Here is a 20,195-nt window from a genome sequence, read left to right on the forward strand (position 1 = left end):
AGACGACGACTGATCGCATCCGGATGCCGCATTCGGCATACTCGGAGGCGATGAACGGACAAGGATCGTCTGCACTGCGGCGACGCATCGCGCGTATCCGCGAATCGATGGACGCGCGGCTGTGGCCGGTGCCCCTTACCGCGGTCATCGGCGGGGTGCTCATCGGCATCGCCCTGCCGGCCATGGATCGCATCGTCGATCCCACCCTGCCGACATGGGTCTCTGCGGCCGTCTTCGGCGGCGGGGTGGATGCCGCGCGTACCGTGCTCTCGGCGATCGCCGGATCGCTCATCACGGCGGCATCCCTCACCTTCTCGCTCACCGTCGTCGCGTTGCAGCTCGCGACGAGTCAGGGCTCGCCTCGGCTGCTGCGCATGTTCGCCGCCGATCGCATGGTGCACGCCACACTGGCCGTGTTCCTGGGCACGTTCGCGTATGCGATCACCGTGCTGCGGACGGTCGACGACGCGACTGAGCAGCGCGAGGCGTTCGTGCCGCGCGTGTCGATGACCGTGGCTTCGGTGCTCACCCTCGCCAGCATCGTGCTGCTCACGCTCTTCCTCGCACACCTCGCCAGGCAATTGCGCGTCGAGACGATGATGCGCGATGTTCACCGCGAGGCGTCGGCGACGATGTCGCGGATGGGGGAGGCCTTCGCCGTCAGCGAGACGGGCGTGCCCGAACGTCCGGTGAACGTGCGTGTCGTCGTGGCGCCGGCTTCCGGGTTCCTCACCGGTGTCGACCGCGATCGGCTGATGTCGGTCGCCGCATCGGATGACCTCGTCGTCCGCGAATTGCGGGTGGTGGGGGAGAACGTCATCGAGAAGACGCCGCTCGTCGAATGGTGGCCGCGTCGCGAGGACAGCGAACTGGATGTCGCAGGCATCGCCGAACGGTTGGCATCCGCCTTCTCCTCGGGGTACGAACGAACGGCTGCACAAGACGTCGGGTTCGGGCTTCGCCAGCTCGTCGACATCGCGGTCAAGGCGCTCTCGCCGGGCGTGAACGATCCGACGACGGCGGTGCACGCGCTCGGACACATCTCCGCCGTGCTGGGCGACCTCTCCGAGATCGACGACCCGCCCGCCGCATACGCGGATGCCGATGGTATTGCCCGGCTCCTTCCGAGGGGCGGCGGGTTCACACTGCACGTCGACATCGGACTCGGTCAGATCCGGCGCTACGGCAACGGCGATCCGGAGGTGATGGCTCGGCTCCTCGGGGTGCTCGACGACCTCGCCTGGCGGGTGCACGACCAACGACAGCGGGCGGTTATCGCGTCCCAACTGGAGCGCACCGAGCGCACGCTCGCCAATGCGACCTACGACGAGGTCGAGCGCGCACGGTTCCGGGCGTTGGCAGACGGGGTGCGCGGCCGGCTCGATCTGGACCGCACAGCAGCCGCTTCGCAGCCCGCTCCTGGCTGAGCGGCCGTTCCTATGGATCGGCGCGCGCCGGGTGTCGCACGCAACGCAGTAACCTCGTGCGCTTAGGCTCATCTGGTCATGATCCGGTTCGAACACGTCACAAAGCGCTACCGCGGGACGAGCAAGCCGGCCCTGAGCGACGTCGGATTCGAGGTGCAGCGCGGCGAGTTCGTGTTCCTCGTCGGCGCCTCAGGGTCTGGCAAGTCCTCGTGCCTGCGACTGATTCTGCGCGAAGACACGCCCACCGAGGGCAAGGTCGTCGTCCTCGGCCGCGACCTGCGCACCCTCTCCACCCGCAAGGTGCCGTACTTTCGGCGCCACATCGGGTCCGTGTTCCAGGACTTCCGGCTGCTGCCGAACAAGACCGTGTTCCAGAACGTCGCCTTCACGCTCCAGGTGATCGGGTCATCACGCGGTTTCATCCAACAGGCGGTCCCCGAAGTGCTCGCACTCGTGGGGCTCGAAGGCAAGGAGAAGCGGCTTCCACACGAGCTGTCCGGTGGTGAGCAGCAGCGAGTCGCGATCGCGCGTGCACTCGCGAACCGCCCCCAGGTCCTCCTCGCCGACGAGCCGACCGGAAACCTCGACCCGGCAACGTCTGTCGACATCATGCAACTGCTGGCGCGGATCAACGCGGCGGGCACCACGGTCCTGATGGCGACCCACGAAGCGTCGTTCGTCGACCAGATGCAGCGCCGTGTCATCGAACTGCGCGGCGGCGTCATGGTGCGTGACGACCGTCACGGTGGCTACGGCGACACCTCGTCGATTCCGCGTCTGGCTCCCGCGTCGGAACGCGGTGCCGCTGCGACGGCCGCACTCACGGCGGTTCTCGAGCTCCAGCGCGAGATCGCGCAGGGCGCCGGTGACCCGGCTGCCGCCGCCGCGGCGGCTGCTGCGATCCCGACTGCCGTCCCCGTGGCGACTCCCGATCCGGTCCCCGACGGAATGTCCGTGTCGACACCGGCGCCCGAGCAGCACGAGCCGGCATCCTCATCCGTGCCCGCCACCGCCGCACCCGAGGTGACGACACCACAGCCGGGGGCTGACCCGCATCCCGGTACCAGGCCCATCGCGATCAATGCACCGGAGGTCGACCTCGGTGCGCTGGGGCTCGACGGCCCGGGTGTCGCTGATCGTCTCGGGCTCGCCGCTCATGACGAGAACGAAGACGAAGTGGGGCCGACCTCGTGAGGGCCGGGCTGATCCTCGGCGAAGCGCTGTCCGGCCTGCGTCGCAATGCCTCCATGGTGATCTCGGTCGTGCTCGTCACGTTCGTCTCGCTCACGTTCGTCGGCGCCGCGATGCTCATGCAGATGCAGATCGTGAAGATGCGGGACTTCTGGGTGGATCGCGCCCAAGTGGCCATCTCGATGTGTCGCGAGGATTCCGCGACGACGAACTGCACCAACGGTGCTGCGACGGTCGAACAACTCGACGCGGTCAGCGAGCGACTCGAGAGCGACGCGCTCGAAGAGGTCGTGCGCAGTGTGCGATTCGAGTCGGCGCAGGAGGCGTACGACAACGTCCTCGAGCTCTACGGCGAAGAGTATTCGGAGTTCATCACACCCGAGCAGTTGGGCGAGACGTTCCGCGTGAATCTCGTCGACCCGACGAAATCGGACGTCCTCGTCGAAGCCTTCACGAACGAAGAAGGCGTCGAATCGGTCACCGATCAGATGCAATACCTCGAACCGCTCTTCGCCGCACTCACGATCGCCACCTACATCGCCGTCGGCATCGCAGGGCTCATGCTGATCGCTGCCGTCCTGCTCATCGCGACAACGATTCGACTGTCCGCCTATGCGCGTCGAAAAGAGCTCGGCATCATGCGGTTGGTCGGTGCCTCGAACAGATTTATCCAGACGCCGTTCATCCTCGAGGGCGTTTTCGCGGCATTCATCGGCTCGCTGCTCGCGGGCGGCGCGATCGTGCTCGGCGTTCAGTTCGGCGTGCAACGGTATCTGCGTGACAGGGTCGACTTCGTCACGAGCTGGGTCAACCTCGGCGATGTGGCGATCGTGCTCCCGACCATCATCGGCATCGGTCTGCTCCTCGCCGCGCTGTCGGCGGGCTTTGCGATTCGGCGCTGGCTGCGCGCCTGATCCGCTGCGTCGGCTAGACTGAACGGCTGCCGCGCGGCCAGATCGGGTCGAGGGTGCGGCGAGATCGAGGAGTCATCATGCCCAGGGAACGCGGCGAGAAGGTCGTCGCGACCAACCGTCGCGCGCGCCACGACTACGCCATCGAGAAGACGTACGAGGCAGGTCTCGTGCTCACCGGCACCGAGGTGAAGTCGCTGCGTCAGGGACGCGCGAACCTGACCGACGGTTACGCCTACATCAAGGACGGCGAAGCCTTCCTCGACGCCGTGCACATCCCCGAGTACTCGCAGGGGCACTGGACGAATCATTCGGCCAAGCGCATCCGAAAGCTACTGCTCCACAAAGACGAGATCGTGAAGCTCAGCCACGCCGTGGCCGCCGGTGGCTACACCCTGGTGCCGTTGAAGCTCTACTTCTCGGACGGGCGGGCGAAGGTCGAGATCGCGGTCGCGAAGGGCAAGCGCGAGTTCGAGAAGCGCCAGACGATTCGCGAACGTGAAGACAAGCGTGAAGCCGAGCGGGCGATGCGCTCCCGCAACCGGCTGGGGGAGTAGCCTCAGACCGCGCGGAAGCGCGCCTCGACCGTCGCAGTGATGACGATGTCGTCGGGGTGGAAGTCGACCGCCGGCGCGCCGCCGTCGAACGCCATCTCGGCCTTCGCTGCACGCAGCATCGCCGGATGCGTCGGTTCGCTGCCGCCCAGCATCCCGACGTCGGCGATCTCGATCGGCCGGACGGTGCTGCGACCGATCGCTGTCGCGTACGCCGTCGCCCGCTCGACGGCGACGGCGACCGCCGACGTCGCGACCTCGCGTTCCGTGCGTGCGCGTACCTCGGGCGTGAGCTGCCACGCGACATGGCCGATCTGCACTCCGTCCTGCTCGGCGAGGGCGTTGATCCAGCCGGAGAGGGCGATCGTGTCGGTGAACGTGGCGGTGAATTCGACGGACGCGTAATGCACGGGTGGCAATTGCTCCCCGGCGTCGTTCCACGGCCGCTGGGCCCAGACGCTCACACGCTGACTGTTCCACTCCGAGACGGCACCGGCTTCGCGTCGCACGCCGAGTCCGGCGCGCACGGGCTCCGCCAGGGCCGCGATGCGTTCGACCACCGCGCCGCGCTCGGGCCCGTCAGCGGCGACCGTGATGTGGGCTCTGGCCTGCTCGGGCGCCACCCGCCGTTCGCTCTCGCCCCGGACGGTGATGATGACCTCGTCGCTCATGCTCGGGAGCCTACGGGGAATGGCAGTCTGCCCGCATCCGTTGTAGGCTGTAATGCTCGGGTACGAAAGTTCCCGAGGACAACTCCACAGCGTGACAGTGGCCCACTGCCGTCAGGCGCACGGGGATGATCGGTTTCGACATCGCCTGTGTAACTGCGGGAAGCGGGCCGAGGATGCAGAGTTATCTCGTGAACGCCCTCTGCAAAACTATAGTTGCCGATGCAAAGCGCAACGACTTCGCCCTCGCCGCTTGAGCGAGCCCGATAGTCCGTCAGACCGTGGCTGATTCCGACACGGATCCTGGCGTCATCTAGGAATCTTGCTGGGTGGCGGCGTCTGGACGCCACCCGGGACTCTTCCCAGACTGGGCTCGTCGACTTAGGTGTCTGTGACAAAGGTCGGAGCCGAGCAGAACGTCTCCACAGACTGCGCCCGGAGAAGACGCAGTATCCCAGCGATGGACGGGGGTTCGATTCCCCCCATCTCCACGACGCCGCTGTCACGCGAACGAGTCGACAGGCCGCCCCTCGGGGCGGCCTGTTCCGTTTCGGGGCGCCCGGTCAGAGCGCGGGCTGCTCGATGAGCACGAGGTTGGCCTTCCAGTCGGCCAGGGTGACCCAGCCGTCGCCGAAGCGGTACGTGAACCCGTAGCCGTCGTCGTCCACGGTCAGCGGGTTGGGCTCGGTGACGAGCACGCCGTCGGCATCCTCTTCGCGCTTCCATCCTTCGGCGACAAGCTCCGCCTCGATCGCGGCGGCATCGTCGGCAGCGACCGGCGCCCACGCCAGCACCATCATGTCGTTGCTCTCGACGCTGAAATCGGCCCACATGCAGCGGATGCCGCCGGGCATCTCCCGCTCGCCGATGAGGAACGGCTCCTCCTTCGGCGTCCACCCCGCCTCGGTGAAGGTGGCAACCGTCTCCGGCAGCACGAGCGTCTCGCACGTGACGTCCTCAGCCGGCACCGCGGTCTCGGTGGGCTCGGGCGTCGATGCGGGGGCCTCGCCGGCCGGGGTCTCGACAGGTGCCTGCGGCGTCGGGTCCTGTGCAGCGGGCGCGTCGGCGGGCGAGCAGCTGACTGTGAGCAGGGCGAGCGCGGTGACGGCGGCGGCGACGACGGTGCGTGCCGGGCGAGGGAAAGGCATCGGGGTCCTCGTCATCAGGTGGTCGGACCGATCACGTCGAGGAACGCGTCGTGCAGGATACCGTTGGTTGCCAGCGAGGAGCGGGAGTCGAGCGAGTCGGCGCCGTCGATGTCGGTGAACCGTCCGCCCGCCTCCATCACGATCGGCACGTGCGCTGCGATGTCGTACGCCTGCACGCCGAACTCTGCGACGAACTCGAGACGCCCTTCGGCAAGCAGCATGTAGGGCCACGCATCGCCGTAGCCTCGGTCGCGCCAGACCGCGCGGGTCAGGCGGAGCAGGTCTTCGCTGCGGCCGACTTCATCCCACTGCGCGATCGACTGGAAGCTCACCGACGAGGCCGCGACATCGTCGACCCCAGACACGTGCAGGCGTCGCGGCTCGCCGGTCGGGGTGTTCGTCCACGCGCCGAGTCCGGTGGCGCCCCACCAGCGGCGACCGATCGCCGGCTGGCTGACGACGCCGACGCGGGGCACGCCGTCGATTGCGAGGGCGATCAAGGTCGACCACATCGGAATGCCCTTGAGGTAATTGGCCGTGCCGTCGATGGGATCGATGATCCACTGGCGTGCAACGTCTCCCGAGGTTCCGAACTCTTCGCCGTGGATGCCGTCGGCCGGACGCTCGGCGACGAGGATGTCGCGGATCGCGCGCTCCGTGGCGAGGTCAGCCTCGGTCACGGGTGACTGATCGGCCTTGAGGTCGATGTTCAGATCGGGTGCGTCGAAGCGCGCCATCGCGACGCGATCGGCCGCATCGGCGAGCCGAAGCGCGAGGGCCAGGTCCTCCGTGAGGTCGTCGTCGAAGGGCGTGCGCCAGGACGTCGGCGTGGTGGGGGAGGTCACACCGTCAAGGATAGTTCGCGACGGGGGCCTCGATTGGCGTGAGTCGGCATCGGGATGGTAACGTTGACCCTCGGTTCGTCTCGCGGCAGAACCGATGCACCTCTAGCTCAATCGGCAGAGCAACTGACTCTTAATCAGTGGGTTCTGGGTTCGAGTCCCAGGGGGTGCACAGACCGGGAAGCCCCGGCGCGAACATGTTCGCGCCGGGGCTTCTTCGTGTCATGTGCGGGCCGCTCCTCGTCGGTAACGGTTGCGACACGGGGGTCCATGCCGTTTGACACGAGGTGCCCTGCGCTCCATGATTGCATTACCTGAATCGGGTTTCAGGTTTCCTTCCAACGGTGAAAGGCATCGACATGCGGGTTACGAAGAAGTTGCTCCTGGGGGCGGTCGCCACGACCGCCGCGTTCGCCCTTGCGGCGTGCGCTCCCGGAACCACGGGTGGCAACGGTGATGGTGGCGAGGGCGATGGCAATGCGCCCAGCGAGATCACCGTCGGCGTCATCACGAGCGAGACCGGTCCGCTGGCCAGCTACGGTGAGCAGTACCTCGACGGGTTCAAGGCAGGGCTCGACTACGCCACCGACGGCACGGGTGAGGTCGACGGCACGACGATCAACGTCGAGTACCGTGACGACACCGGCGACCCCGACACGGCGGTCAACATCGCCAAGGAGCTCATCGGCGACGGTGTGACCATCCTTGCCGGCAGCGCCTCCTCGGGTGTCGCCCTTGCGGTGGCCGAGCAGGCTGCACAGAACCAGGTGCTGTTCCTCTCTGGGCCGGCTGCGGCCGACGCGATCACCGGCATCAACGAGTACACGTTCCGTACCGGTCGTCAGTCCGCGCAGGACGTCGCGACCGCCGGGACCTTCCTCGATGACATCGAAGGGCAGAAGGTCGTCGTGTTCGCGCAGAACAACGCGTTCGGTCAGGGCAACCAGGCCGCCGTCGAGGCGATCCTCGGCGCACAGGGTGCAGAGGTCGAGCCGGTGCTCGTTGCAGAAGACGTCACCGAGTTCACGCCGTTCGCGCAGCAGGTGCTGGCGGCCGACCCCGATCTCGTGTTCGTCGCGTGGGCCGGTGCTACCTCCGGCGCGATGTGGCAGGCGATGAGCCAGCAGGGCGTGCTGGATGACATCCCGGTCGTGACGGGTCTCGGCGATGCGGCGACGTTCGGTGCGTACGGTGAGGCGTCGGAGCAGATCAGCTTTCTCAACCACTACTTCGCGGGTGCACCGGACAACGACGTGAACACGGCGATGGTCGAGGCGGTCGAAGGTGCCGGCGGGACGCCCGACCTGTTCACTCCCGACGGCTTCAACGCGGCGATCATGCTCGTGCAGGCCATCTCGGAGGGCGATGGCGACGTGGATGCCATGATCGCCGCACTCGAGGGGTTCAGCTTCGACGGGCCCAAGGGCAGCCTGACCGTGCGTGAGGGTGACCACGCGCTGCTGCAGGAGATGTACCAGGTGCGTCTGGTCGCCGACGGCAGCGGCTTCGTGCCGGAACTGATCGAGACCGTTCCCGCCGACGCAGTTGCACCGGCCGAGGCCGGCTGATCCCGGCACCTCCACCGACCCGAGGAGCACTCACCCGATGAGCACCCCTGTCCCGTCCGCGCTGACGATCGAAGGCCTCGGCCTGCAGATCGGCGGCGCCACCATCCTCCATGATGTCGACCTCGACATCGCGCCCGGCTCCCTGGTCGGCGTGATCGGGCCCAACGGTGCCGGAAAGACCACGCTGTTCAACGTGATCTCCGGTGTCGCGTCACCCACGTCGGGTCGCATCCAGATGCACGGTGAGGACATCACCCGCACGTCCGTGTCGCAGCGGGCGCGGGCGGGACTGGGGCGCACCTTTCAGACCTCGAGTCTGTTCCCGCGATTGAGCGTGCTCGAGAACGTGCGGCTCGCCGCGCAAGTCGCCCTCGGCGGCAACTATTCACTGCTGCGATTTCCGCGTCGCACGGATGCCGCCACCGGGTTGGCTCTCGAGAAGCTGACGCTCGTCGGGCTCACCCACAAGCTCGACACACCCGCCGGCGACATCTCGCACGGCGACAAGCGAAAGCTCGAGATCGCGGTGCTGCTGGCCACCGACGCCTCGGTCGTGCTGCTCGACGAACCGATGGCGGGCGTCGCGTCGGGGGATGTCGCGGGACTCGTCGACAACATCCGCGAGATGCAGCGCGAAAAGCAGTGCACCGTGCTGATGGTGGAACACCACATCGACGTGCTCATGGGGCTCGTCGAGAAGGTCGCCGTCATGTACTCGGGATCGATCATCGCGTTCGACACCCCCGAGAACGTCATGGCCAACCCGCTCGTGCAGAGTGCCTACTTGGGAACGGCAGCATGAGCGCGGCGACCACCGCATCCCCGATCCTGGAGGTGGAGGAGCTGTCCGCCTCGATCGCCGGTCAGCAGGTCGTCGAGTCGGTCAGCTTCACGGTGCCCGCCACCGGCATCACCGCCGTCCTCGGCCGCAACGGTGTCGGCAAGACCTCGACGCTGCGCGGCATCCTCGGGCTGATCCAGCGACGCGGGCGCGTCACCTTGGCGGGGGAGCGCATCGACCACCTGTCGACCCACAAGGTCGTCCAGCGCGGTGTCGGGTACGTTCCCGAAGACCGTGAAGTGTTCGCCAAGCTCACCGTCGCCGAGAACCTCGCACTCGCCGAGCGCTCCAAGCACCCGCGGCGCGATTTCGTCGCGGAACTGTTCCCCGACCTCGTGAAGCGTCGCGGGCAGATGGCCGGCACGCTCTCCGGCGGCCAGCAGCAGATGGTGTCGGTCGCCCGCGCCCTGCTGAACGAGAACGTCCTGCTGCTCGTCGACGAACCCACGAAGGGCCTCGCCCCCAAGATCGTCGACGAAGTCGCTGCCGCCCTCCAGGAAGCGTCGAAGACCGTGCCGATCCTGCTCGTCGAACAGAACCTCGAAGTCGTCAAGCGATTGGCCGCGGATGCCGTCGTGATCGCCGGCGGTCGTGTCGTGCACACCGGCACCGCCCGCGGCATCCTCGATGACGAGGCGCTCACGATGCGCCTGCTCGGCGTCAGCGCGGAGGTGCACTCGTGAACCTCGAACCGCTCGTCCTCATCCTCATCACCGGCGTCGGACTCGGCGCGCTGTACTTCCTGGTGGCCTCCGGACTCAGCCTCATCTATGGCCTCATGCACGTGCTGAACTTCGCGCACGGCGCGTTCCTCACCCTCAGCGCCTTCATCGGATGGCAGGTCGCGCAGGCGCTCGGCACGGCGTCGTGGGGATCGTTCCTGATCTCGATCCTCGTCGGCGCCGTCGTCGGCGCGCTGTTCGCGACGGTCACCGAACTCGTGCTCATCCGTCCCCTCTACGAACGGCACATCGAGCAGGTGCTCGTCACCGTCGGCCTCTCGTTCGCTGCGATCGCGCTCTTCGAAGGCATCTGGGGCACCGACGTGATCAACATCTCGGGGCCGGCGTGGCTCAAGGGCACGACCCCCGTGCTCGGCGCCAGCATCCCGAACATCTACTGGCTGCTGATGGCCGCCGCGGTCATCGTGCTCGGTGCGATCGTGCTGTTCCTGCGCAAGACCCGCTACGGCATGATCATCCGCGCCGGTGTCGAGAACCGGGCGATGGTCACGGCGCTCGGCATCGATGTGCGCCGAAGCTTCACGATCGTCTTCGCGATCGGCGGTGCCGCTGCCGGCATCGGCGGCGTGCTCGCAATGCACTGGAACACGTTCGTGTCCGCCCACATGGGCTCGACGCTGCTCATCTTCGCGTTCATCGTGACCGTGATCGGCGGGCTCGGCTCACTCACGGGAGCGGCGATCGCCGCCGTGATCGTCGCGGTGCTGCAGCAGTTCGCCAACTACTACCTGGGCGGCACGGGCGACTTCATCGTGGTCGCACTGCTCGCCATCGTCCTGCTGGTGCGACCCACCGGCCTCATGGGGAGGGCAGCATGACCGTCACCACCGGCGTCCCGACGCTCGTTCCCGGCCGCAAGGGCGCCTACCTGCCCTTCGTCGTCGGTGCAGGGCTCGTCGTGCTCATGGCCGTGCTGCCACTGCTGAACATCTCGATCCCCGGCATCCTGCCCGGCGCCACCTACACGCCCGGCAGCCTGTCGCTCATGTCGCTGTGCATGGTGTTCGCAGCGCTCGCACTGTCGTACAACCTGCTGCTCGGTACGAGCGGGATGCTCTCGTTCGGCCACGCACTGTACTTCGGCGCCGGCGCATACGGCCTGGGCATCGCCCTGAAGTACCTCGGTGTGCCCCTGTGGCCCGGCGTGCTCATCGCGCTGGTCGGCGGCCTGTTGATCGCCCTGTTCACCGGGTCGATCGCGATGCGCGTCTCCGGCATCCCGTTCGCAATGGTCACCCTCGCCTTCGCGCAGGCCGGTTCGGTGCTGGTGCGACGCAACCAGCAGGTCACCGGCGGCGAAGAGGGGATGCGGCTGCCCACCGAGCATGTTCCCGACTGGCTCATCGGCGTCATCAACACCCGGAACCTCTACTGGTTCGCGCTCGTCGTCGTGGTGATCGTCTACCTCGTCGTGCTGTGGGTGGACCGCTCGCGTCTCGGCCACCTCGCCGAGGCCACGCGGGAGAACGAGCTGCGCGTGCGGGTGCTCGGTCTGCATCCGTACGCGGCACGGCTGATCGTCTTCACGGTCGCCGCCGGGTGCGCCTCGCTCGCCGGCATCGCCTACATGCTGCTGCAGTCGGGCACGCAGCCGAGCTCGGTCGGGGCCGATCTGACGATCACGGTGCTCGTGATGGTCGTGCTCGGTGGCGTCGGGTTCCGCTGGGGTGCCATTCTCGGAGGCGTGCTCTACACGATCCTCGACCAGCGCCTGACGGTGCTCGCGCGTTCGGAGTGGATCGATTCGCTGCCGGCCTGGCTGCACATCCCGCTGTCGGAGCCGCTGTTCCTCCTCGGCGTCCTGTTCATCCTCGTCGTCATGTTCCTTCCCGGTGGCATCGCGGGAACGATCGACACCTGGGTCAGGCGTCGCCGAGGCGAGCGCACGCGCACCCAACTGCGCACGCTCGACGATGCGGGCAGCACGGCCGAGGCCGGAGAAGGTGCCGGAGAGGTCGCGGCGCGCACATGAACGAACTGCTGCCCGAGCGCGACGGTGCGCACACGGTCGGCCGATGGCTCTCCGACCGCGCCGCGGCATCGCCCGCGCGCATCGCGATCGACGATCGCGGCGTGACGATCGCGTACGGCCGGCTCGACGAGCGTGTTCGCGAGCTGTCGGCGCGGCTGCGACGTGCGGGGTACGGTCCGGGGGACCGCATCGCGACCGTGTCGGGCAACTCGATCGACCACGTCGTTGCCTTCTTCGCGGCGGCACGCGTGGGTGCCGCGTTCGTCCCGCTGTCGTGGCGGCTCACCGCGAAGGAACTGTCCGGGATGCTGGCGCGGACGGCTCCCGAACTCGTGCTCGTCGAAGACGAGTACGTTGCGCTCGCCTCCGAGGCGCTCGACCTGCTCGCCGAGCGCCCGCCGGTGGCATCGCTCGGCACGACAGGGGTCGAGCAGACCGTGCCGCGCCGCACGACTGCACCCGCACCCTGCCGTGCGGTCCGCGACGACGACGCGCTGCTCGTGATCTTCACGTCGGGCAGCGAGGCCGAGCCCAAGGGCGTCGTCCTCACCCACGCGAACTGCTTCTGGAACAACCTCGCCCTCGCCGGAGCGCTGCCGCTGACCGCTGACGACGTCGTGCTCTCGATGCTCCCGCAGTTCCACGTCGCCGCCTGGAACGTGCAACCGCTCCTCGCGTGGTGGACGGGTGCGACGGTCGTCCTCGAACGGGGCTTCCAGCCTTCACGCGTCCTCCAGCTCATCGAGGACCGCGGCGTGACCGCGATGATGGGGGTCCCCACCCAGTACCGGCTGCTCGCCGACGATCCTCGCTTCGACGCGGCCGCCCTCGGCTCGCTGCGCGTCGGTCTCGTGGGCGGTGCGACGCTGCCCGATGACGTGGCCGAGACATGGCAGGCGCACGGCGTGGATCTCGTGCAGGGGTACGGGTTGACGGAAGCCTCGCCCAACGTGCTGTGGCTCGCCGCTGACGAGGCCCGCCGGCATCCCGGCGCGGTCGGCCGGCCCTACCCGGGGGTCGACGTCTGCCTCGCCGACCCCGAGACCGGACTCGTGCTGGAGGGCGCGGCGACGGGGGAGTTGTGGGTGCGCGGTCCGAGCGTGTTCGCCGGGTACCTCGACGATCCCGCAGCCACGGCGCGCGTCTTCGCCGGAGAGTGGCTTCGCACAGGCGACATCGTCGAGCGCACCGCCGACGGATGCCACCGCATCGTCGACCGCATGAAGGACATTTACATTTCCGGTGGCGAGAACGTCGCGCCGGCCGAGGTCGAGGCGGCGCTCATGCGGCACCCGAACGTCGCAGAGGCGGCCGTCGTCGGCGTCCCCGATCCGGTGTGGGGCGAGCGGGGGGTCGCGTTCATCGTGCCGATTCCGGGCGCCTTGGTCGGCGAGGACGAACTGCTCGCCCATGCTCGTGCGGAGCTCGCGGGCTACAAGGTGCCGGTGAAGATCGCGCTGGTGTCCGAATTGCCGCGCTCGACGATCGACAAGCTCGCCCGCTCACGCCTGCGCGAACGGGCCATCGCACTCGTGCACGCGGCGTCGACCGTCGCACACGAGCCGCACGCGCACGAAGAACAGGGGGTCGCGCATGAGCAGCATTGACGTGGGTGGAGTGGTCGAGGCAGTCGGCGCCACCTCGACATCGGGCCGCCCGCTCACAAAACGCGGTGAGGCGACGCGGCGCAGGCTCCTGGAGGCAGCAGAGGTGGTCTTCGCCGATCTGGGATACCACGAGGCGTCCATCGTCAAGATCACCGAGCGCGCGGGCATCGGCCTCGGCACGTTCTACCTGTACTTCGACGGCAAGCAGCAGATCTTCGAAGAGCTCGTCATCGACCTGAACCGTCGCGTGCGGCATTCGATGGCAGAGGCGATGGCGGGCGCAACCGACCGCATCGCCGCCGAGCGTGCGGGCTTCGAGGGGTTCTTCCGCTTCACCGCCGCCCACCCCGCCCTCTACCGGGTCGTGCGTGAAGCCGAGTTCGTCTCGCCCGAAACGCTCCGGCTGCACTACACGCGGATCGTCGAGGGGTATGAGGCGGGACTGCGTGCCGCACAGCATGTCGGCGACGTCGATGTCGCCCTCGACCCAGAAGTCACCGCCTGGGCACTCATGGGCGCGGGTGAGCTGATCGGCATGCGCTACGTCCTCTGGGAGCGCGACGACGAGGGCAACGCGCCGATCCAGATGCCCACCGAGATCATCGACCACACCATGCGATTCATCCGCAACGCCCTCGAGGCTCGCGGACAGGGCCAGGCGCCCGGGGAGGAAGGCCAGGATGGCTGAGCACGATCTGCAGGGCAAGCGCGCCCTCGTCACCGGCGGCGCGAGCGGCATCGGTCTCGCGTGCGTGCACGAGTTCGCGTCGCGCGGGGCGCATGTCACCGTCGCTGACTTCAACGGGGATGCGGCGCACGCCGTCGCCGCAGAGGTCGGGGGAGAGGCGTGGGTCGTCGACCTGAGCGACACGGCTGTCCAGGAACGACTCGAGCTCGAGACCGACATCCTCGTCAACAACGCGGGCATCCAGACCGTGGCGCCGATCCACGAGTTCGACCCTGAACGGTTCCGCTTCATGCACCGCCTCATGGTCGAATCCCCCTTCCTGCTGGTGCGCGCCGCGTTGCCCGGCATGTACGAGCGCGGATGGGGTCGCATCATCAACATCTGCAGCGCGCACGGACTGCGGGCAAGTCCCTTCAAGGTCGCCTACGTGACGGCGAAGCACGCGATGGAGGGGCTGTCGAAAGTAACGGCGCTCGAGGGCGGCCCGCACGGCGTCACGAGCAACTGCATCAACCCGGCTTACGTGCGCACGCCGCTCGTCGAGAAGCAGATCGCTGACCAGGCGGTCGTCCACGGGATCCCCGAAAGCGAGGTCGTCGAGAAGATCATGCTGACCGAAACGGCGATCAAACGGCTCATCGAGCCCGAAGAGGTGGGCTCGCTCGCGGGGTGGCTCGCATCGGATGCCGCGGGCATGGTGACCGGCGCGAGCTACACCATGGACGGCGGATGGACCGCGCGGTGACGGGGCACACCTATCGCACCGTCGACGTTCCGGTGGCGGGCGGCGACCTGCGGGTCGCGATCTGGAATCCTGAGCACGTCGAAGATGCACCGACCCTCGTCGCGATCCACGGAGTGACCTCCTCGCACCTCGCATGGCAGTGGGTCGCGGAGGCGATGCCGGGCGTGCGGATCGTCGCACCAGACCTTCGCGGGCGCGGCCGCAGCAACGAGCTCGAGGGCCCGGCCGGCATGGCGGCCCACGCGGAAGACCTCGCGGCGGTGTTCGCCCACTTGGAACTCGATCCGACCGTGATCGTCGGGCACTCCATGGGAGCGTTCGTCGCGGTCGTCTTCGCCCACCGTCACCCCGACCTCGTCACGAGACTCCTGCTGGTCGACGGCGGGCTGCCGCTCGCCGCTCCTGCCGGGCTCTCGGCCGATGAGCTGGTCGCCGCGATCCTCGGCCCCACCGCCGAACGGCTCGGAATGCGTTTCGCCGACACCGGCGAGTACCTCGCCTTCTGGGACGGGCACCCCGCGTTCGAGGGCCCCCCGTCGCCCGCGCTCGAACGGTACTTCGCGTACGACCTCGTGCCCGACGGCGACCTGCTGCGCCCCGCGACGAGCTACGAGACGACCGCCGAAGACACCGTCGACCTCAACACCGGTACCGCGCTCACGCAGGCCCTGGCCGTCCTTCCCGCCGGGACGGCCTTCATCACGGTGCCGCGCGGGTTGCAGAACGAAGCGCCGGGACTGTACCCGCCGGCCCATCTCGAGGGCCTCCTCGAGACCCACCAGCAGGTCGAGCATGAACGCTGGGAAGGCCTGAACCACTACTCGGTCGTCATGGCGCCCCAGGGGGCGCACGCGGTCGCAGCCCGCATCCGCTCCCTCCTCGACTGAAGCGTCAGCGAAGATCCCGGAGGCGCGCGGCGATGCCTTCCGCCTCGCCGGCACGTCGTTCGTACGACACGGCGAGGATCAGCAGGACGGCCCCGACGACCGCGAGTGTGATCCACCACGGCATCGACTCGATGCCCCGACCGATCTGCACCGCGAACGCCGATACGGTCTCGATCGGCAGCACGACGACGCCGATGACGAACGGTGCCGCCAGTCGGGCGGTCGCCCCCACGAGGATCGCGACGAGTGCGAGGACGATCACGAGGATCGCACGCCACGTGAGCGGGTCGGTGAACGTCGACGCGATCGAGGCGCTGAGCACCGTCACCAGGCCGGGCGCGAGCAGCGCCCACGACCCGCCGAACCCCGCCGGCCACTGTGCCAGCGTCCCGCGGGCGCCGTCCGGATGCCGCCCGAGATGCAACGCGCCCGCCACCAGGAGGGCGGCGCCCAGCGGCAGCGAGAACCACTCGACTCGAAGATCACGCGGACTCCACGCGACAACCGCAGTGGTGAACGACAACACGAAGAGCACCCACACCGGCGGCAGGATGCCGGCATCCTCCACACCTCGTCGGCGAAGCGTCGTCGCGACGGCCACCACGGCGATGAGCCCCGCGATCATGACCGCCCACATCGTCCAAATGCTGGTCCAGTCCCGCTGGATCGCCGGCCACGTGCCGGCGGCGAGGAACACGACCGTGGGCACGAGCAGCCACCGCCGCCGCGATGGGGTCGCGAACACCGAGGATGCCGCCGCCGCTCCCGAGAGACCCGCGACCACGGCGCCGAGCCCGGCGAACGCCAGCGCAGTGAACACCACGACGCCGCCCGGACCTTCAGCATCCAGGCCCACGCGAGCCGCGTGCACGGGGCCCGCCGATGCGGCCACCACTGCGGTCGCCAGCATCGGGATGCGCAGCGCGCCGAGTGGCCCGGGGTCACGCAGTCGCGCACCGAGCGCGCACAGGACGACGGCTGCGGCCAGCAGCGCCCACAGCCGCCAGGTGCCGCCGGCGATCGCCAGCAGCACGACGCTCGGTGTGACGACGACCGCCATGCCGACGGCGAACAGTGCCCGACCGTTCCGGCGACGCCAGGTGAGCGCGGCCCCCACAGTCGCAGCGGCCAGCGCAGGCGGCACGGTGTACGGTTCGACGACCTCGACCCCGGCGAGCGACCAGGCGCACCACAGCGCTCCCGTGCCCGCCGCGGCTGCGAACCACCACAGGAAGCGGCGACGGACTGTCGCCGCGGCCGCACCGATGCCGATCGCGAGGATGACGAGCACGAGGATCGCTGTGGGCAGCCCCGCCGCCTCCCGCCCGAGCGCGAGCGCAACTGCGATGGCAGCGGTCAGGAGCGATGAGGACTCGATCGCCAACCGAAGGCGCTCTGCGTCGCCGCCCGACATGTCACGCCCCACGAACGCCGCGCGCACGCGCGTCGCGAGCGGCAACGCGCACACCACGATGACAGCGATGATCGGGAGGACCACCGGCGATCCGCTCATGGGCAGCAGCCACGCGCCGAGACACACCGCGACGACCGCCAGTGCCGGCACCAGCACCGCGGCGCACACGGCGCGCAGGACCGGCACGAGGCCCGCCCGTCTGGTCATGAGCAGCGTCAGCGCGAGCAGGAAGATGAGCCCGGTCGACAGGGCCGTCCACCCCGTCCGCACGGTGATCACCTGCACGACACCGACAAGGAACGGCACCGAGGTGACCGCGAGCACCGTCCACCACGCGTGCACCGGGACGCGTCGCGCGTATGTGGCGGCAATGGCCACCATGGCGCCGGCCGATGTCGTGAGGCTCGTCGTCGCGACCGCATCCAGCCCCAGCAGGCCGAACCCAGCGGCCGTCGCGAGGAGCGCATAGGCATACCCGGCGCCCACGTGCGCCCACCGCCTCGCCCGCGGCGCGCCGAGTGAGACCACGGCGGCCGCGGCGACCACGACCGGTGCACTCCACACGGCGATCTGCGCGGATTGCCAGGCCACCAGCGCGCCCAGCGCGAGGGCCGCATGCGTCGCGATGGTGAACGGAATCGCGAGGATCGCCGAACGGGTGCGTGTGCGGACAACCATCGTCGTGAGTACCGCCACCACCACGGCGACGGCGACGGCGACGGTGAGACCGGGCATCCCGTGCGGCAGCAGCACGGCGGCCAGAAGCGCGCCCGCGCCGAGCCACGCCGCGACGACACTCGACCAGACAGTGGCATGCAGCCGTGCGTGCAGCGCGAAGCCGACCGCGACCGCGACGAGTCCGACCGTGGCGCCCAGCGATGCCCACCGGTCATCGGCGACACCGCCCCACCCGCCCCCGGCCTCCCCGGAGAGGGTGAGCACGGCGCCGAACGCAATGGTGGCCAGCACCGGGAGAGCCATGAGCGCCATCGCAGACAGGGCGCCCGCCGTCGTCCACGCGGTCCGCGAACGGGATCGCACGTCAGGAGCCCACGTCGCGAGCAGCAGGCCTGCGGCGGCGCCCGCCGGCGCCGAGGCGAACAGCCATGCGGCGCCCGCCTCGGCGGTGACGGGAACGGCGGCCCCGATCAGGGTGAGGGCACCGACTGCGGTCCCGCCCGAGACGGTCGACCACAGCGGCATCGCGATCCGTCGTGCCGAGAGCGCCGCGACCAGCGCGACCAGCGCGAAGAAGGCAGCGGCCGTCCACAGCGTTGCAGAGAACGAAGCGCCGATCGCCAGCAGCTGCGGCAACGAGATCACGAGCGCGATGACCTGCACGACGGTGAGCGCGACACCTTCGGCAGTCGCCGATGCGCGCCGGGCAGCGGCGGCGCGCTGTGCGACCGCGATCAGCGCCATCGCGGCGCCCATGGTCCCGGTCCACCCGATCAGCGCGGCGATCGGCGTCGCACCGGCCGCGCCGAACATGGCAGGAACGAGGGCGAGTGCGACCACCGCGGGCGCGAACCATGCCCGGATGCCGGATCGAAGACCCGCGAACCCCATCACACCGCCGGCGATCAGCGTCGCGATCGCCGTGAGCACCCAGCCGCTGAGGGTTGCGGGAGTGAGTGCCGCGATCGCTGTGATGTCGAGTGCGATGAACACCATGCCGAGGGCACCGACGGTTTCCGCCGAAGAGCGCAGCCGCCGAGCGTGCAGCATCCTTGCGCCCGCGAGGAAGACGGCCGTCGTGGCGAACAGCACGAGGCTGCGCACGCCCCGGTCGTCGAGGTCCGGGTTGAAGAAGGTGAACACGATCGCTGCGACGGCGAACAGTCCCGCGCCGGCGACCGCAAGGACGGATTGGACCGTGGTGTTGCCGCGCGGCGCCGCAACCGCCGTGGGCGTGGCAGACGTGCTGGGCGGGCGCTGCGCTGGCGGGGCGGCAGCGGCGACAGATCGCCGCGGGATGTTGAGGCGGAGGGTCTCGCGAGCTTCCAGCGCGACGGCGGCGGAGTGGGAGGCGTTCCATAGCGCGACGGCTTCGGTGGTGGCGAGATCGGCGCCGCACTCGGTGCACGACGTCGCGACGAGCGACGCGCGCCCGCAGACCGGGCACCGGCCCCCGTCGCGCAAGCGGGCGATGGCGACGGTGCTCCATGACGGCGCGGCTTCGACGATGTACGTCATCGGGCTTCCTCCTCGTCGGGCACCCACTGCAGGATGTCGCCCGGCTGGCATTCGAGCACACGGCAGATCGCGTCGAGGGTCGTGAAGCGCACCGCCTTTGCGCGTCCGTTCTTCAAGACCGAAACATTGGCGGGCGTGATGTCGATGGCCGCGGCGAAGTCGCCCACCGACATCTTCTTCTTGGCCAGTTCGACGTCGAGGTTGATGATGATCGGCATCACACCACCTCCGAGAGGTCGTGCTGCAGATCGAGCGCGCGTCGCAGCAGTCCGCGCAGGACCCGCACCAGCAGGGCGAGCCCGCCACCGACGACGATGCCGAACAAGCCGAGCAGCAGGGTCGACGGGTTCGCGGCTCCCGTCGCCAGCAGCAGCACCGCGGCGACCACGATCAAGAGGTCGGCGATCACGATCGAGGCGATGATGACGTCGATGTAGCGGAATGCACGATCACTGAAGGAGCCTTCCGTCGTGAACAGGTCGAGGAGGCGCCAGATGCACACGAGCACGACTTGCACGCAGACCGTGAAGGCGATGGCGATGATCAGGCACGGCACCTGCAAAGTGGCGAACTCGGGGAATGCACGTGCCCACCCCGCGGCCGTGACGGGCAGCGCGACGGTCTGCGCGACCAGCAGCAGCAGGATCATCAGCACGAGCGACGCTTTGAGGGCGACGAAGGTCACGCGATTCATGGGGCACCTATCGATAAACGGCATACAGCTATCGATATTCAACGCACAATCTGAGCCGAACGGCAAGTCGTCGCGCCCGCGTGCGGCGAGTTCTCAGGT

19 protein-coding genes, 1 tRNA gene and 1 other RNA gene are annotated in these 20,195 nt (G+C 68.7%); 15 read left to right on the forward strand and 6 right to left on the reverse strand.

Annotation, left to right across the window (positions count from 1 at the left end; genetic code table 11):
• From AC3ENX_RS11470 to smpB, 4 genes are all read left to right on the forward strand, one after another.
• Nucleotides 1-1,427 (forward strand): DUF2254 domain-containing protein (locus AC3ENX_RS11470; RefSeq protein WP_434812014.1); only part of this gene is annotated, 1,427 nt, incomplete at its 5' end.
• 78 nt (nucleotides 1,428-1,505) lie between these two features.
• Nucleotides 1,506-2,621 carry a cell division ATP-binding protein FtsE gene (ftsE, locus tag AC3ENX_RS11475; protein ID WP_434812015.1) on the forward strand — a complete coding sequence of 372 codons (1,116 nt, stop codon included), beginning with the start codon at nucleotides 1,506-1,508 and terminating at the stop codon, nucleotides 2,619-2,621.
• Nucleotides 2,618-3,532: a permease-like cell division protein FtsX gene (ftsX, locus tag AC3ENX_RS11480; protein ID WP_434812016.1), complete on the forward strand. Its 915-nt coding sequence runs from the start codon at nucleotides 2,618-2,620 to the stop codon at nucleotides 3,530-3,532. Before ftsE ends, ftsX begins: the two co-directional genes overlap by 4 nt.
• Before the next feature lie 77 nt (nucleotides 3,533-3,609).
• Nucleotides 3,610-4,086 carry an SsrA-binding protein SmpB gene (gene smpB / locus AC3ENX_RS11485; protein ID WP_434812017.1) on the forward strand — a complete coding sequence of 159 codons (477 nt, stop codon included), beginning with the start codon at nucleotides 3,610-3,612 and terminating at the stop codon, nucleotides 4,084-4,086.
• Nucleotides 4,087-4,088: 2 nt separating this feature from the next.
• Here smpB and AC3ENX_RS11490 read toward each other — a convergent pair whose 3' ends face one another.
• Nucleotides 4,089-4,754 carry an SIMPL domain-containing protein gene (locus AC3ENX_RS11490; protein WP_434812018.1) on the reverse strand — a complete coding sequence of 222 codons (666 nt, stop codon included), beginning with the start codon at nucleotides 4,752-4,754 and terminating at the stop codon, nucleotides 4,089-4,091.
• A 121-nt stretch (nucleotides 4,755-4,875) separates the two neighbouring features.
• On the opposite strand from AC3ENX_RS11490, the gene ssrA reads away from it, so the two are divergent.
• Nucleotides 4,876-5,245: a transfer-messenger RNA gene (gene ssrA / locus AC3ENX_RS11495) on the forward strand.
• A 69-nt stretch (nucleotides 5,246-5,314) separates the two neighbouring features.
• On the opposite strand, the gene AC3ENX_RS11500 is transcribed toward ssrA, so the two are convergent.
• Both AC3ENX_RS11500 and AC3ENX_RS11505 read right to left on the reverse strand, forming a co-directional pair.
• The gene (locus AC3ENX_RS11500; protein ID WP_434812019.1) at nucleotides 5,315-5,899 is read right to left on the reverse strand and encodes a hypothetical protein; all 585 of its coding nucleotides are present in this window, start codon (nucleotides 5,897-5,899) and stop codon (nucleotides 5,315-5,317) included.
• A gap of 14 nt (nucleotides 5,900-5,913) precedes the next feature.
• On the reverse strand, nucleotides 5,914-6,744 hold the full coding sequence (locus AC3ENX_RS11505) for an inositol monophosphatase family protein (protein ID WP_434812020.1): 831 nt from the start codon (nucleotides 6,742-6,744) through the stop codon (nucleotides 5,914-5,916).
• A gap of 96 nt (nucleotides 6,745-6,840) precedes the next feature.
• Here AC3ENX_RS11505 and AC3ENX_RS11510 point away from each other — a divergent pair.
• From AC3ENX_RS11510 to AC3ENX_RS11555, 10 genes are all read left to right on the forward strand, one after another.
• Nucleotides 6,841-6,913: transfer RNA gene (locus AC3ENX_RS11510), tRNA-Lys, on the forward strand.
• Nucleotides 6,914-7,100: 187 nt separating this feature from the next.
• Nucleotides 7,101-8,309 carry a substrate-binding domain-containing protein gene (locus tag AC3ENX_RS11515; protein ID WP_434812130.1) on the forward strand — a complete coding sequence of 403 codons (1,209 nt, stop codon included), beginning with the start codon at nucleotides 7,101-7,103 and terminating at the stop codon, nucleotides 8,307-8,309.
• Nucleotides 8,310-8,346: 37 nt separating this feature from the next.
• Nucleotides 8,347-9,111 (forward strand): ABC transporter ATP-binding protein, encoded by a 765-nt coding sequence (locus AC3ENX_RS11520; RefSeq protein WP_434812021.1) that lies wholly within the window; start codon nucleotides 8,347-8,349, stop codon nucleotides 9,109-9,111.
• On the forward strand, nucleotides 9,108-9,833 hold the full coding sequence (locus AC3ENX_RS11525; protein ID WP_434812022.1) for an ABC transporter ATP-binding protein: 726 nt from the start codon (nucleotides 9,108-9,110) through the stop codon (nucleotides 9,831-9,833). Before AC3ENX_RS11520 ends, AC3ENX_RS11525 begins: the two co-directional genes overlap by 4 nt.
• Entirely contained in the window at nucleotides 9,830-10,711 is an 882-nt protein-coding gene (locus AC3ENX_RS11530) for a branched-chain amino acid ABC transporter permease (protein WP_434812023.1), read from the forward strand. The genes AC3ENX_RS11525 and AC3ENX_RS11530 overlap by 4 nt, the downstream gene beginning before the upstream one ends.
• Nucleotides 10,708-11,865: a branched-chain amino acid ABC transporter permease gene (locus AC3ENX_RS11535; RefSeq protein ID WP_434812024.1), complete on the forward strand. Its 1,158-nt coding sequence runs from the start codon at nucleotides 10,708-10,710 to the stop codon at nucleotides 11,863-11,865. The genes AC3ENX_RS11530 and AC3ENX_RS11535 overlap by 4 nt, the downstream gene beginning before the upstream one ends.
• Complete coding sequence (locus AC3ENX_RS11540; RefSeq protein WP_434812025.1) at nucleotides 11,862-13,472, forward strand: class I adenylate-forming enzyme family protein; 1,611 nt, start codon at nucleotides 11,862-11,864, stop codon at nucleotides 13,470-13,472. Before AC3ENX_RS11535 ends, AC3ENX_RS11540 begins: the two co-directional genes overlap by 4 nt.
• The gene (locus tag AC3ENX_RS11545; protein WP_434812026.1) at nucleotides 13,459-14,160 is read left to right on the forward strand and encodes a TetR/AcrR family transcriptional regulator; all 702 of its coding nucleotides are present in this window, start codon (nucleotides 13,459-13,461) and stop codon (nucleotides 14,158-14,160) included. The genes AC3ENX_RS11540 and AC3ENX_RS11545 overlap by 14 nt, the downstream gene beginning before the upstream one ends.
• Nucleotides 14,153-14,905, forward strand: a complete 753-nt coding sequence (locus AC3ENX_RS11550; RefSeq protein ID WP_434812027.1) for a 3-hydroxybutyrate dehydrogenase — start codon at nucleotides 14,153-14,155, stop codon at nucleotides 14,903-14,905. The genes AC3ENX_RS11545 and AC3ENX_RS11550 overlap by 8 nt, the downstream gene beginning before the upstream one ends.
• Nucleotides 14,902-15,792, forward strand: coding sequence for an alpha/beta hydrolase (locus AC3ENX_RS11555; protein ID WP_434812028.1), 891 nt, complete (start codon nucleotides 14,902-14,904; stop codon nucleotides 15,790-15,792). The genes AC3ENX_RS11550 and AC3ENX_RS11555 overlap by 4 nt, the downstream gene beginning before the upstream one ends.
• Before the next feature lie 4 nt (nucleotides 15,793-15,796).
• On the opposite strand, the gene AC3ENX_RS11560 is transcribed toward AC3ENX_RS11555, so the two are convergent.
• From AC3ENX_RS11560 to AC3ENX_RS11570, 3 genes are read right to left on the reverse strand one after another with little or no spacing between them, the layout of a single operon-like run.
• The gene (locus tag AC3ENX_RS11560; protein WP_434812029.1) at nucleotides 15,797-19,402 is read right to left on the reverse strand and encodes an SCO7613 C-terminal domain-containing membrane protein; all 3,606 of its coding nucleotides are present in this window, start codon (nucleotides 19,400-19,402) and stop codon (nucleotides 15,797-15,799) included.
• Entirely contained in the window at nucleotides 19,399-19,620 is a 222-nt protein-coding gene (locus tag AC3ENX_RS11565; protein ID WP_434812030.1) for a helix-turn-helix domain-containing protein, read from the reverse strand. Before AC3ENX_RS11565 ends, AC3ENX_RS11560 begins: the two co-directional genes overlap by 4 nt.
• Nucleotides 19,620-20,096 carry a DUF2975 domain-containing protein gene (locus AC3ENX_RS11570; protein WP_434812031.1) on the reverse strand — a complete coding sequence of 159 codons (477 nt, stop codon included), beginning with the start codon at nucleotides 20,094-20,096 and terminating at the stop codon, nucleotides 19,620-19,622. The genes AC3ENX_RS11565 and AC3ENX_RS11570 overlap by 1 nt, the downstream gene beginning before the upstream one ends.
• Nucleotides 20,097-20,195: the final 99 nt, after the last annotated feature.

The organism is Microbacterium sp. bgisy189, from assembly GCF_057707225.1.